We start from the raw sequence: 11,177 nt of genomic DNA, 5'->3' as shown, positions 1-11,177 counted from the left end.
TAATCCACAGGCCAAGCTGTCGGCCGTGATCAACTAAACGGCGAACTCAGCGGCCAGAACCATGATGAGTTACACCACTTCCCGGGACACGATCAAGAAAACCCGCCAACAAGTGGCGGGCCCAAAGAACGTGAGAAGCAGTGTCAGTGTGCCAAGGCGTGTGTCATGAATTCGTGAAGAGCATGTAGACAATCAGTAATGCCTGGCTCACTCATGGCTCAGCTCAAGTGCGCTGATCACACACACCGAAGCATCCTCTGCCGGCGTGTCATCGCTGAAGTCCACTTGATTGTAGACCCCGCCGTGAAAATTAAGCGTCTGCGTTGCCCAGGAAGGCCCCAGTTGCAGCCCGACCGCAGTGCCACTGCGGCCATTGCAGTTCGCGCTGACCTTACAAGCACCGTCTTCGCTAACCTCGATACTCACATCGAAACGCACACCCAGCGGCACTTCGGCCAACACAGTGCTGTTGACAGACGTCGCCTGGTTAAAGTCTGAGCGAAAGCCTACAGTGATTTTGCCTTTGTTCCAGAACACCTTGATTGGCGGGCTGTTGTTATCTTTGACATGCAATTGGGCAATGACCACCTTTTGCGCCAGATTGACCTTCTCAAGGGTCATGGTCTGGTGATTGCGGTGGCGGGCGGCACTGCCCAGTGACCAGTACACGGCTTCCTTCCATTCGCAGCGTGTGCGGTGAGTACTCTTGCTGGCCGCGCCCTTGGTCGGGGCGGTCATGCGTATCGAGCCGTCACTCTGACGGGCAACAACGCTGGTCAGGGTAGCCAAGGCCTGTGCGCCAGTGACCTCCAGGGCAACCGGGTTGGAGGGCGATTTCGGCACCGGGGTGGTGATGATCAGATTGTCGATGTATACGGCCATGAAATTTCTCCTTGAAAATTCCGAGTCCTGCAAGGTTTGCGAGCCTGGCAGGCAGGGGGGAAGTTCCATCGAAGACGTGTTTCACTGATGAGGCGCAGGGAGAAAAAAGCCCGCCATGCTGGCGGGCAAGTCACGTTTGAAGGGAGAGCCTGTAGGATGGGGGCAACCGGTTAAGTCAGTATTAACCCCCCATCCATTGACCATGGCTGCAGATGCGCCTATACAGGCGTGCCATTTTTCCGGGAGCGACCATGCGCGACGAAGACGACCTGCACGAGCCTGAACACGATCACCTGCTCGACCACGAATTTCTCTACGACGGCTTTGAACCTGAGGCGGATGCGCAGGGTGCCGAGGATGAGGTCGAAGAGGATGATGCGCTGCTGGATGACCTCGATGACCTCGATGATGACGAGCGCGACCATCCAGCCTGGCACGATGACCTGGACGACTGACTCAGCGCCCGTCCAGCGAGAATCGCCCGGGGCCGCTCACCGCCAGCAACAGCAAACCGCCAACGATGCTGAGGTTCTTCAGGAACTGGGTCATGTTGGCGGCACGTTCAGGGTCGACCATATTCCAGAACGGGTGCCCCAACAGCGCGGTGCCCAGTACGAACAGGGCGAACAGCAAGGCTAGCGGACGGGTGTAGAAGCCTAGGATCAGGATGATCGCGACGAAGAATTCCATGATCACGGCGACCGCTGCGGCAACCATGGGCGCGGGGGCCCCCAGCGACGTCATGTAGCCGACCGTGCCCTCGAAGCCGGTCAGCTTCGCCCAGCCGGAAATGACGAAGAGGATCATCAACAGCACACGGGCGACCAGGATGATCACGTCGCGTTGACCAGCAAGCAGGGAGTAGCGCATGGCAGCCTTCCAGTGGGTGCAGACAAACTCCACTCTAGCAGCTGCCTGGCGAATTTCCGCCGGGCAGCAAAAAGGCGCCGTATGGCTAATGTCGGTCAGTTGGCGTTATCAGGGCTGCTATGCAGCACATCGCTTGACTGAAGGGCATTACCGTAAGGGCGCCTTTTCGAGGAATATGGTGCGAGTGGCGGGACTCGAACCCGCAAGGCTCACGCCGACAGATTTTAAGTCTGCTGTGTATACCAATTCCACCACACTCGCACGCTTGAAACCGGCACGCCTCTGAGCAGAAGGCGCTGGTAATCAGGCGCGCTTTATAACCCATTGTTATAGTTGCGTCAACCATAGCGCCTATGATCTAAGAAGTGGGTGGCATTTGCACAGGCGATTGACACCTCGCTGTCATTAGGCCACTGTGCCGTTCCTTACTGGATCCAATAAGTGCAGCGTCTGCGTACTTAGCCAGCCATCATCGTGCTAACGGGTGTATCGTCCGCCCATGCCTGAGGCTACGCTGGCCGCACTCATTACCGCCCAACCGCTGTGCCAGTGGAGTTTGCATGGTTTCAGCCGACTGCATCGCCCCACCTGCAATGACCGCCAACCGCTACGAGCAACTGGTGCAGGCTGTGGTGGACTATGCCATCTACATGCTCGACCCTTCTGGCCACGTGGTGTCGTGGAATGCCGGCGCTGAACGGATCAAGGGCTACCGTGCCGACGAGGTGGTAGGCCGGCATTTCTCGCTGTTCTTCACACCCCAAGACCGCGCTGAAGGGCGCCCTGACTATCTGCTCAAGCAAGCCCTCGAGCTGGGCGTGGCGCAAGATGAGGGCTGGCGGGTACGCAAGGACGGTACGCAATTCTGGGCGTTGGCCGCCCTCGATGTGATCCGCGATGATCTGGGACAGATCATTGGCCTGGCCAAGGTCACGCGCGATATTACCGACCGGCGCGAATCGGCACTGCAACTGGACGCCATGCGTGCCCAGCTGTTCCAGGCGCAAAAGCTCGAGGCGCTGGGCCAATTGACCGGCGGATTGGCGCACGACTTCAACAACCTGCTCACCATCATCATGAGTTCGGCCAAGCTGGCACTGAACAGCCCGGACCCCGTGCGTGTGCAGCGTATGCTGGAGCACATCCTGGATGCAGGCCAGCGTGGTACCGAGCTGACGCAGCAACTGCTGACGTTCGCCAGGCATCGGCAGATGGATGTCACGGTGGTGGCGCCCGCTACGGTACTGGCGTCCACGCGCAGTTTGCTGGAGCACGCCTTGCCGAGCGATATCGAACTGCAAGAGCACCTGCAACCTAACCTGCCCGTGATCGAGGTGGATGCCGGGCAGTTGCAGATGGTACTGCTCAATTTGCTGTTCAATGCCCGCGATGCCGTCGGTGAGCGCGGCACAATCTGTATTGCGCTTGATGCTGTCGAGCTCACCGGCGAAGTAGACGGGCTGCACGGCACGTTCGTGTGCTTTGAAGTGCGCGACTCCGGTGCTGGCATCGACTCCCAAGTGCTGCCACGCATCTTCGAGCCATTTTTCACCACCAAGCCTTTTGGCAAGGGTACAGGTCTCGGGCTCAGTCAGGCCTACGGCTTTGCCAAGCAAAACAACGGCGCAATCACTGTGCAAAGTACGGTCGGCAAGGGCACCTGCATGCGCCTTTACCTGCCGGCGTCGGAGCACGCTGCGGCCCCTCAACCCCACAGGTAACTCCCATGGTTCAGGCACTCAAGCGGCTGTTGACGGGGATCGAAGGGCTCGATGCCTTGCTCAAGGGCGGCCTGGTCACAGGCGGCTCCTACATCGTTCAGGGCCCACCTGGCGCGGGCAAGACCATCCTCGCCAACCAGTTGGCATGTGGTCATGTACGCAAGGGTGGACGAGTGTTGGTTGCCACCCTGCTCAGCGAGCCCCATGAACGGCTTTTTCAGTATCTGGCGACCATGGGGTTCTTCGACTCGGCGCTGATCGGTGACCAGATCCAGTTCGTCAGTGCCTTCGATACCCTCGAAAAGGAGGGGCTCGATGCGGTGGTCAAATTGCTCCGCCAGGAAATTGCCCGGCAGCAAGCCAGCCTGCTGATCGTCGACGGCCTGCTCAATGCCAGGGTCCGCGCGGAAACCACACTGGATACCAAGAAGTTCGTTTCTGAACTGCAGGGGCATGCCGCTTTTGCCGGCTGTACCGTGCTGCTGCTGACCAGTGCCCGGCTCGATGAAGGCAGCCCCGAGCACACCATGGTCGATGGCGTGATCGAACTGGGGGAACAGTTGCTGGGTAGCCGCGCCGTGCGCCATGTGCAACTGCGCAAGACGCGGGGTAGCGGGGCACTGTCCGGGCGCCATGAATGCCTGATCGACGAGGACGGGATCCATGTTTACCCGCGCCTGGAAGCGCTGTACAGCCACCCCAGCCAGCTGGGTTCGGCCACGCTGAGCCAGGTGACCTCGGGCGTAACCGCGCTGGATGAAATGTTGGGCGGCGGGCTGGCCAGTGGTTCGGTGAGTTTGTTGATGGGCCCCTCCGGTGCAGGCAAGACGTCGCTGGGCCTGGCCTTTCTTGGCGCAGCAACCGCCGAGAGCCCTGCGCTGCATTTCGGCTTCTATGAAACACCTGCCAGGGTACGCCTGAAGGCCGCTTCCTTGGGTTACGACTTCGACGCGCTGGAGCGGCAAGGTGCTTTGCAACTGAGCTGGCAGCCGACGACCGAGGGCTTGCTCGACCAGGTGGGTGCACGCCTGTTGGAACAAGTCCAGCAGCAGGGTAGCAAGCGTGTGCTGATCGACAGCCTGGGCGCATTCAGCCGCCTGGCAACTGACCCGGCACGGCTCAATGCGTTTTTCCGCGCCTTGACTGGCGAGCTGCGCGCACGCGATGTCAGCGTCATGCTCACCTGGGAGATGCGCGACCTGTTCGGCTCGGAAATCACCGCCCCGGCCCCCGACCTGTCGAGCATCGTCGATAACCTGTTATTGATGCGTTTTGTCGAACTGGATTCGCAACTGCGGCGCATGTTGTCAGTGCTCAAGGTACGTGACAGCCATCATGATCCTGCGCTGCATGAGTTGCATATCGGCCCACAGGGCATTCACCTGCACAAGGCTTTCGAGGGCGCATCCGGTGTGCTCTCGGGTACGCCCGTGCCCCAAGGCAGCGGGTGAAGGGCGGCGGATGAACACTATTCTGATCGTCGATGACGAATACCTGATCGCCGATATCCTGGGCTTTGCCCTGGAGGACGAAGGCTTTCTGGTAGAAAAGGCGAGCAATGGGCGCAAGGCCCTGGAAGCGTTACAGGAAAAACGCGTGGATCTGGTGATCACCGACTACATGATGCCGGTGCTCAACGGCGAAGAGTTGGTGCTGGCCATCCGCAAAGAGCTGCAGTTGCCCGACCTCCCTGTGATCCTGATGAGTGGCGCGCAGGCCAGCCAAGGACGCCCGGAGCTGTTCGCTGCGGCGTTCGACAAACCGTTCGACGTGGACAAGTTGATCGCCAAAGTGCGCGAGCTGCTTGGCGCCTGAGGCTCGGGCTGCGGTAGGTACGCAATCGATCAAGCGCGTCCGTGCGGCTTGAAGTGTCGCAATCAGTGTTGATCGTCGTGCTTTTCCGGCGCCGGGCTACCGGCCTGGATACGCTTGAAGATTTCTTCACGGTGCACCTGGACATCTTTTGGTGCATCAATGCCAATCCTCACCTGCATCCCCTTGACGCCCAGAATGGTGACTTTGATGTCATCGTTGATGACGATGCTTTCGCCAACCTTACGGGTGAGTATCAGCATGTAGTTCTCCTTGGTGGTATCGAAATCCACCCGGCAAGTGCCGCAGTGGTGGGAGCCTGTCCCTCTTCCTTCTCATTAAAGACGCTTTCGGCGGATATTAATTCCCCGTAAAGCAAATTCTGTTGTGTGTCTTTAGTTGCAGGTGCCGTGGTGAAACGCGGGTAAGCGTCCGGCGAAGGTGCTCGGTGGCAAGGATAGGGCGCTTCGGCCTTAATGGGAAATTTCTCTGCATGATTACAGGTATAGGCTCGTTCAATTGGCTTGTGCTTGCTCCAGTGCCTGCAGAAACAACAGCAATGCCACTTCTTCGGGATCAAGGCCCTTGCGCACGCGGCGGCCAGGAAGCTCTGCCAGGCGTCCCAACGCGTAATGCTCCAGCACGGCAGGGTGGATATAGCAGCGCCTGCATACGGCCGGGGTGTTACCCAGGCGCGCGGCCACCTGCTTGACGATGCTCGCAACCTGGCGCTTGGCCTCGCTCTCCGGCTCCCAGGCCAGCGGCCTGAGCAGGCTCAGCGCCAGGCTGCTACCTGCCCAGGTGCGGTAATCCTTTGCAGTGAAATCGGCACCGGTCAGTTGCTGCAGGAACTGGTTGATCTCACTGGACCCAATGCTGTGCCGCTGGCCTTCTTCGTCCAGGTACTGGAACAGCGCTTGGCCCGGCAGCTCCATGCAACGTTTGAGCAGGTTGGCCAGGCGTCGGTCGCGCAGGGTGACATTGTGTTCCACGCCGCGCTTGCCGCGGAACTGGAAGCGGATGGTGCTGCCCTCGACCTTCACATGGCGGTTGCGCAGCGTGGTCAGGCCGTAGGATTTGTTGTCGCGCAAATAGCGCTGGTTGCCAATGCGGATCAGTGTGTGGTCCAGCAGGCTGACCACCAGTGCCATTACCTTCTCCCGGTCCAGCCCCGGGCGCGCCAGGTGCGTCTCCAGCTGTGCGCGAAGCTTGGGCAATGCCTGGGCGAAGGCCAGCATGCGTCCATATTTGTGTTGATCGCGCAGCTCACGCCACTGGGCGTGGTAGCGGTATTGCTTGCGGCCACGCGCATCGCGCCCTGTGGCTTGCAGGTGGCCTTGCGGGTCGGCGCAAATCCACACGTCGGTGTAGGCTGGCGGGATCACCAGGGCGGCGATGCGCGCCAGGGTTTCGCTGTCGCGCACCCGCTGGCCTTGGGCATCGAGGTAGATGAAACGGTCGCGCCAGCGGCGCCGGCTCAGGCCGGGCTGGCTATCGTCAACGTAATGCAGGCTGGCAGGTAAGGTGCAGTCAAGCATGGGCGGCACGCCTCGATCAGGTCACTGATCAATGGACAGCGGCCGCGCGAGTGATGCTCAGCCCAATAGCGCTACCGACTTTATTTGCGCGATCAACGCCTGCCCTGGATGCAGGCCGAGCTGGTCCGCCGAGAAGCGGGTGATGCGCGCCAGCAGGGCATTGCCGCCGGCATCCAGGCTGACCAGCACATGCGCCGGGTTGTCTGCCGGGTGCACGTCACGCACCCGCACGGCCAGCCGGTTGAGGATGCTGGAGGCGCCATCTGGCGATAGCGTCAGGCTGACGTCGCGGGCCTGAATCTTGACCCGCAAGGTGCTGCCCGTTTCGTGCGCCGGGTGGGCAATGCGCAGCAACGGCGCTTCACTGCCAGGCAGGCGCAGGTCGAGCAAGCCGTAATGGGCGTCGTGGTCAACCACCACGCCCTCTAATACCGCGCCGGCATCGTCGCCCTGGGCCAACGACAGGTCCAGGCGCGCGAGCGTTTGCCCAATCGGGCCGCTGGCCGTTGCCCTGCCTTGCTCCAGCAGCACCAGGTGGTCGGCCAGCCGCGCCACTTCGTCCTGGGCATGGCTGACGTAGATCACGGGAACGTCCAGTTCATCGTGCAGGCGCTCCAGGTAGGGCAGGATCTCGCGCTTGCGCGGCCCGTCCAGTGCGGCCAGGGGCTCATCCATCAATAACAGGCGCGGGCTGCTGAGCAGTGCCCGGGCGATACCCACACGCTGAGCCTCGCCGCCCGACAGGGTTGCCGGCCTGCGCTCGAGCAGGTGGCCGATGCCCAGCAGTTGGCAGGCCTGGTCGAGGTTGACCTTGCGCTCGTCTGGTGCAATTCGCCGCCAGCCGAACGCCAGGTTGCCGCGCACCGACAAATGCGGGAACAGGCTGGCCTCCTGAAACACGTAGCCGACCGGCCGCAGGTGGGGCGCCTGGAAGTAGTTGCGCGCACTGTCTTCCCAGACTTCACCATTGACCTCTATATAGGCGCTCGCGGCCCTTTCCAGGCCGGCCAGGCAGCGCAGGCACGAGGTTTTGCCCGAGCCGGAATGGCCGAACAGGGCGCTGATGCCGCGCCCTGGCAGTTGCAGGTCGACATCCAAGGTGAAGTCGTCACGCGCAAGCTTGATGCGCGCCACAATCGATCCGCTCATTTCAGCTCCAGCCAGGCTTGCCTCGGCGCCCCGCGTACAGCAGGAGCAGCACCAGGAACGAGAACACCAGCATGGCACCGGCCAGCCAGTGGGCTTGCATGTATTCCATGGCCTCGACGTGATCGAAGATCTGCACCGAGACCACGCGGGTCTTGTCAGGGATGTTGCCGCCAATCATCAGCACCACACCAAACTCGCCTACGGTGTGGGCAAAACCAAGGATGCTGGCGGTGATGAAACCAGGCCGTGCCAGCGGCAGCACCACATGTACGAAGGTGTCCCACGGGCTGGCGCGCAAGGTCGCGGCGACTTCCAGCGGGCGCTGGCCGATGGCAGCGAAGGCGTTCTGCAGCGGTTGCACCACGAACGGCAGGGAGTACACCGTCGAGCCGATCACCAGGCCAGTGAAACTGAACACCACGCTGCCCAGGCCCAGCGCCTCGGTGGCCTGGCCTATCCAGCCATGCGGGCCGAGGGCGATCAGCAGGTAAAACCCGATCACCGTCGGCGGCAGCACCAGCGGCAGCGCCACCACCGCGCCCACCGGCCCGCGCAGCCAAGAGCGCGTACGCGCCAGCCACCAGGCGATGGGCGTGCCGATGAGCAGCAAGATCAGGGTGGTCAGGCTGGCCAGCTTGACGGTCAGCCAGATGGCACCCAGGTCACTGGCGTCCAGTGGCATCAGCGTTCATAACCATAAGACTTGATGATCGCAGTGGCTTTGGGGCCTTTGAGGTATTCAACCAGTGCCTTGGCCGCCGGGTTGTCCTTGCCCTTGTTGAGAATGACGGCGTCCTGGCGGATAGGGTCGTGCAGTTCGGACGGTACGACCCAGGCCGAACCACGGGTGACTTTGCCGTCCTTGTAGATCTGCGACAGGGCGACGAAACCCAGCTCGGCATTGCCGGTGGAGACGAACTGGAAGGCTTGAGTGATGTTCTGGCCTTCGACGATCTTGCCCTGGGTGGCTTGAGCCAAGCCAAGCTTGGCCAGTACTTGCGTGGCGGCCAGGCCGTAGGGCGCCGTTTTCGGGTTGGCGATGGACAGGTGCTTGTACTGGTTTTTCTTCAATACCTCACCTTGGGCGTCAACGTAGCCGTCCTTGGCCGACCACAGGGCCAACGTACCAATGGCGTAGGTGAAGCGCGAGCCGGGGACGATGTCCTTTTCCTGCTCCAGCTTGGCCGGGGTGCTGTCATCGGCGGCGAGGAACACCTCGAACGGCGCGCCGTTCTTGATCTGTGCGTAGAACTGCCCGGTGGCGCCGTAGGCAGCGATCAGCTTGTGGCCGGTGTCTTTCTCGAAGTCCTTGGCGATGGCCTGGATCGGCGCGGTGAAGTTTGCGGCGACCGCAACCTGCACCTCGTCGGCCCAGGCGCTGTTGACGGATAGGATGCAGGCGAGGGCAGTGGCGGCCAGGAGGGGCAAGCGTGTACGCATGAAAACAGCTCCTTGGGAGTGCAGGTTATCGTTATAGCGGTAACTATATAGCGATAGCCCTGAAGCCGGAAGGTGCTGCCTGGCTTGATAGCTGAAATTGGCGCAATCCCTTCAGGGGCTGCACCCCAGGTCAGTGGCTAACGGCCAATCAGCGTCAACGCCCTCTCTGCAATTTCCCGGGTCAGCTGTTCAGCCGGCATCGCTTTGCCCAGCCGCAACGCTTGCCCTGCCCACAAGTTGCTGAAGTCGCTGTTGCCTTGTGGATCGGTGATTGCCCGCAACGGCATCAGCGCGCCGCCAGCCAGGGGGAAGCGTGGCGCCAGTTCACTCATCGGCCCCAGTTCGCGCATGACGCGGTTGTTGATGCCGCGTGCCGGGCGCCCGGTGAACAGGTTGGTCAGGGCCGTGTCGCTGGCCGAAGCACTGTCCAGCGCGCGCCGGTGGGCCGTAGACACCTTGGCCTGCGGGCAGAACAGGTAGGCCGTGCCGATTTGCACGGCGCTGGCACCCAGGGCCAGCGCGGCAACCAGGCCACGAGGGTCAGCGATGCCGCCAGCGGCGATCACTGGCACCCCGACTGCATCGGCAACCTGTGGCACCAGGGCGAAGGTGCCGATCTGGCTGTTGATGTCTTCACTGAGGAACATGCCGCGATGGCCACCGGCTTCACTGCCCATGGCAATGATCGCGTCGCAACCCTTGGCCTCCAACCACAGTGCTTCTTCCACCGTAGTGGCGCTGGACAGCACCATGGCGCCGGTTGCTTTCACACGCTGCAGCAGCGCAGCGTCGGGCAGGCCGAAGTGGAAGCTCACCACCTCCGGGCGCAGTTGTTCGACCCACTGGCAGCTGTGCTCGTCAAAGGGGGCGCGGTTGGACACCGGGGTGGGAGCCTCGAAGTCCGCGCCCAGTTCGGTGTAGTACGGCTTGAGTGCCAGCTTCCAGCGCTTGTCGCGGTCGACGTCAGGGGCTGGCGGCTGGTGGCAGAAGAAATTCAGGTTCAGCGGGGCGCTCGGGCAAGCGCTGCGAAAGGCTGCGATCTCGTCGCGCACCTGCTCGCCGGTAAGCATGGCGCAGGGCAGGGCGCCCAGGCCCCCGGCGTTGGCCACGGCGATGGCCAGGGCCGAGCCGCTGGCGCCGGCCATGGGCGCCTGGAGAATGGGCAACTCGATGCCCAGCAGATCGAGAATACGACGGTCGGGCCAGTTGCTCATGCAGTTCTCCTAGCGGTTTTCCCCAGCGGTTTTTACAGGGCCTTGCTGACGTGGATCTCGCTGATCTTGTCGGCGTCGTCGCCGTGGATCTTGCGCAGGGCTTCCAGCGCCTGCTCGTGCGAGGCATCGGACATGACGGCGAAGTCCCAGCGGCGTTCGCCGTCGAGCTTGTATTTGATGACGTACTTGATGTTCTGGTTCATGGCGGTCTTATCTGAGTTTGGACGACGAACGACGGATGATCTTGATCTTGTGGGACAAGGTTGGCTTGCGCGTTACCGAGATCGGGCGCGTGGTCACGGTGTCGATGGTGATGTTCCAGAAACCGGTGCTAGGTACCGTGATCTTGGCCGGGAACCGCTCGAAGTGGCCGCCGTGGTAGGTGTGTCGGCCGCCGTTTTTGAAGCTGCGGAAGTTGGCGTCGTTCATCAGGCGGATGTTGCAGCGTTGAGAGCACTCGATGACGACGATGTCGTCCTCGTTGAGATGCTCGCGCTGGTGTACGAATTTCATGGGGTGCTCCGCAAAGTCGGGTTCAGCAAACGCGAACG

At 61.7% G+C, this 11,177-nt stretch carries 14 protein-coding genes and 1 tRNA gene; 4 read left to right on the top strand and 11 right to left on the bottom strand.

Going from position 1 to position 11,177, the window contains the following annotated elements; all coding sequences use genetic code 11:
* Positions 1 to 207: 207 nt before the first annotated feature.
* Entirely contained in the window at positions 208 to 882 is a 675-nt protein-coding gene (locus tag ACIPZC_RS10980) for a polysaccharide lyase family 7 protein (protein ID WP_400626856.1), read from the bottom strand.
* Between the two features lie 251 nt (positions 883 to 1,133).
* Here ACIPZC_RS10980 and ACIPZC_RS10975 point away from each other — a divergent pair, with 251 nt between their 5' ends.
* Complete coding sequence (locus ACIPZC_RS10975) at positions 1,134 to 1,337, top strand: hypothetical protein (RefSeq protein WP_400626854.1); 204 nt, start codon at positions 1,134 to 1,136, stop codon at positions 1,335 to 1,337.
* A 1-nt stretch (position 1,338) separates the two neighbouring features.
* Here ACIPZC_RS10975 and ACIPZC_RS10970 read toward each other — a convergent pair whose 3' ends face one another.
* Both ACIPZC_RS10970 and ACIPZC_RS10965 read right to left on the bottom strand, forming a co-directional pair.
* The gene (locus ACIPZC_RS10970; RefSeq protein ID WP_241805345.1) at positions 1,339 to 1,752 is read right to left on the bottom strand and encodes a DoxX family protein; all 414 of its coding nucleotides are present in this window, start codon (positions 1,750 to 1,752) and stop codon (positions 1,339 to 1,341) included.
* Positions 1,753 to 1,928: 176 nt separating this feature from the next.
* A tRNA-Leu gene (locus ACIPZC_RS10965) sits at positions 1,929 to 2,013 on the bottom strand.
* 299 nt (positions 2,014 to 2,312) lie between these two features.
* Here ACIPZC_RS10965 and ACIPZC_RS10960 point away from each other — a divergent pair.
* From ACIPZC_RS10960 to ACIPZC_RS10950, 3 genes are read left to right on the top strand one after another with little or no spacing between them, the layout of a single operon-like run.
* The gene (locus ACIPZC_RS10960; RefSeq protein ID WP_400626852.1) at positions 2,313 to 3,473 is read left to right on the top strand and encodes a nitrogen regulation protein NR(II); all 1,161 of its coding nucleotides are present in this window, start codon (positions 2,313 to 2,315) and stop codon (positions 3,471 to 3,473) included.
* A 5-nt stretch (positions 3,474 to 3,478) separates the two neighbouring features.
* Positions 3,479 to 4,924 carry an ATPase domain-containing protein gene (locus ACIPZC_RS10955; RefSeq protein ID WP_400626850.1) on the top strand — a complete coding sequence of 482 codons (1,446 nt, stop codon included), beginning with the start codon at positions 3,479 to 3,481 and terminating at the stop codon, positions 4,922 to 4,924.
* 10 nt (positions 4,925 to 4,934) lie between these two features.
* Positions 4,935 to 5,288, top strand: coding sequence for a response regulator (locus ACIPZC_RS10950; protein ID WP_012315048.1), 354 nt, complete (start codon positions 4,935 to 4,937; stop codon positions 5,286 to 5,288).
* Between the two features lie 62 nt (positions 5,289 to 5,350).
* Here the strand turns inward: ACIPZC_RS10950 and csrA are convergent, their stop codons facing one another.
* The 8 genes from csrA to ACIPZC_RS10910 form a co-directional block, all read right to left on the bottom strand.
* Positions 5,351 to 5,548: a carbon storage regulator CsrA gene (gene csrA / locus ACIPZC_RS10945; protein ID WP_012315047.1), complete on the bottom strand. Its 198-nt coding sequence runs from the start codon at positions 5,546 to 5,548 to the stop codon at positions 5,351 to 5,353.
* Positions 5,549 to 5,800: 252 nt separating this feature from the next.
* Positions 5,801 to 6,823: a DNA topoisomerase IB gene (locus ACIPZC_RS10940; RefSeq protein ID WP_241805341.1), complete on the bottom strand. Its 1,023-nt coding sequence runs from the start codon at positions 6,821 to 6,823 to the stop codon at positions 5,801 to 5,803.
* 57 nt (positions 6,824 to 6,880) lie between these two features.
* Entirely contained in the window at positions 6,881 to 7,972 is a 1,092-nt protein-coding gene (gene modC / locus ACIPZC_RS10935) for a molybdenum ABC transporter ATP-binding protein (protein WP_400626847.1), read from the bottom strand.
* Position 7,973: 1 nt separating this feature from the next.
* Positions 7,974 to 8,654 carry a molybdate ABC transporter permease subunit gene (gene modB / locus ACIPZC_RS10930; protein WP_400626845.1) on the bottom strand — a complete coding sequence of 227 codons (681 nt, stop codon included), beginning with the start codon at positions 8,652 to 8,654 and terminating at the stop codon, positions 7,974 to 7,976.
* Positions 8,654 to 9,412 (bottom strand): molybdate ABC transporter substrate-binding protein, encoded by a 759-nt coding sequence (gene modA, locus ACIPZC_RS10925; RefSeq protein ID WP_267816945.1) that lies wholly within the window; start codon positions 9,410 to 9,412, stop codon positions 8,654 to 8,656. Before modA ends, modB begins: the two co-directional genes overlap by 1 nt.
* A 137-nt stretch (positions 9,413 to 9,549) precedes the next feature.
* Positions 9,550 to 10,626 carry an NAD(P)H-dependent flavin oxidoreductase gene (locus ACIPZC_RS10920; protein ID WP_400626843.1) on the bottom strand — a complete coding sequence of 359 codons (1,077 nt, stop codon included), beginning with the start codon at positions 10,624 to 10,626 and terminating at the stop codon, positions 9,550 to 9,552.
* 32 nt (positions 10,627 to 10,658) lie between these two features.
* Positions 10,659 to 10,829, bottom strand: coding sequence for a hypothetical protein (locus ACIPZC_RS10915; RefSeq protein WP_241805336.1), 171 nt, complete (start codon positions 10,827 to 10,829; stop codon positions 10,659 to 10,661).
* A 7-nt stretch (positions 10,830 to 10,836) separates the two neighbouring features.
* Complete coding sequence (locus tag ACIPZC_RS10910) at positions 10,837 to 11,139, bottom strand: DUF1883 domain-containing protein (RefSeq protein ID WP_241805335.1); 303 nt, start codon at positions 11,137 to 11,139, stop codon at positions 10,837 to 10,839.
* Between the last annotated feature and the right edge of the window lie 38 nt (positions 11,140 to 11,177).

This window comes from Pseudomonas sp. NPDC089743 (assembly GCF_044748785.1).
In the GTDB taxonomy this organism is placed as follows: Bacteria; Pseudomonadota; Gammaproteobacteria; order Pseudomonadales; family Pseudomonadaceae; genus Aquipseudomonas; species Aquipseudomonas putida_X.
This window is presented reverse-complemented; position numbering and strand designations above follow the sequence as displayed.

Excerpts from the sequence above, each read along its gene's own strand:
- ACIPZC_RS10920 (WP_400626843.1), bottom strand. The coding sequence starts at position 10,626 with ATGAGCAACTGGCCCGACCGTCGTATTCTCGATCTGCTGGGCATCGAG.
- ACIPZC_RS10940 (WP_241805341.1), bottom strand. The coding sequence starts at position 6,823 with ATGCTTGACTGCACCTTACCTGCCAGCCTGCATTACGTTGACGATAGC.
- ACIPZC_RS10950 (WP_012315048.1), top strand. The coding sequence starts at position 4,935 with ATGAACACTATTCTGATCGTCGATGACGAATACCTGATCGCCGATATC.
- ACIPZC_RS10955 (WP_400626850.1), top strand. The coding sequence starts at position 3,479 with ATGGTTCAGGCACTCAAGCGGCTGTTGACGGGGATCGAAGGGCTCGAT.
- modB (WP_400626845.1), bottom strand. The coding sequence starts at position 8,654 with ATGCCACTGGACGCCAGTGACCTGGGTGCCATCTGGCTGACCGTCAAG.
- ACIPZC_RS10910 (WP_241805335.1), bottom strand. The coding sequence starts at position 11,139 with ATGAAATTCGTACACCAGCGCGAGCATCTCAACGAGGACGACATCGTC.
- csrA (WP_012315047.1), bottom strand. The coding sequence starts at position 5,548 with ATGCTGATACTCACCCGTAAGGTTGGCGAAAGCATCGTCATCAACGAT.
- ACIPZC_RS10975 (WP_400626854.1), top strand. The coding sequence starts at position 1,134 with ATGCGCGACGAAGACGACCTGCACGAGCCTGAACACGATCACCTGCTC.
- modA (WP_267816945.1), bottom strand. The coding sequence starts at position 9,412 with ATGCGTACACGCTTGCCCCTCCTGGCCGCCACTGCCCTCGCCTGCATC.
- modC (WP_400626847.1), bottom strand. The coding sequence starts at position 7,972 with ATGAGCGGATCGATTGTGGCGCGCATCAAGCTTGCGCGTGACGACTTC.
- ACIPZC_RS10960 (WP_400626852.1), top strand. The coding sequence starts at position 2,313 with ATGGTTTCAGCCGACTGCATCGCCCCACCTGCAATGACCGCCAACCGC.
- ACIPZC_RS10915 (WP_241805336.1), bottom strand. The coding sequence starts at position 10,829 with ATGAACCAGAACATCAAGTACGTCATCAAATACAAGCTCGACGGCGAA.
- ACIPZC_RS10980 (WP_400626856.1), bottom strand. The coding sequence starts at position 882 with ATGGCCGTATACATCGACAATCTGATCATCACCACCCCGGTGCCGAAA.
- ACIPZC_RS10970 (WP_241805345.1), bottom strand. The coding sequence starts at position 1,752 with ATGCGCTACTCCCTGCTTGCTGGTCAACGCGACGTGATCATCCTGGTC.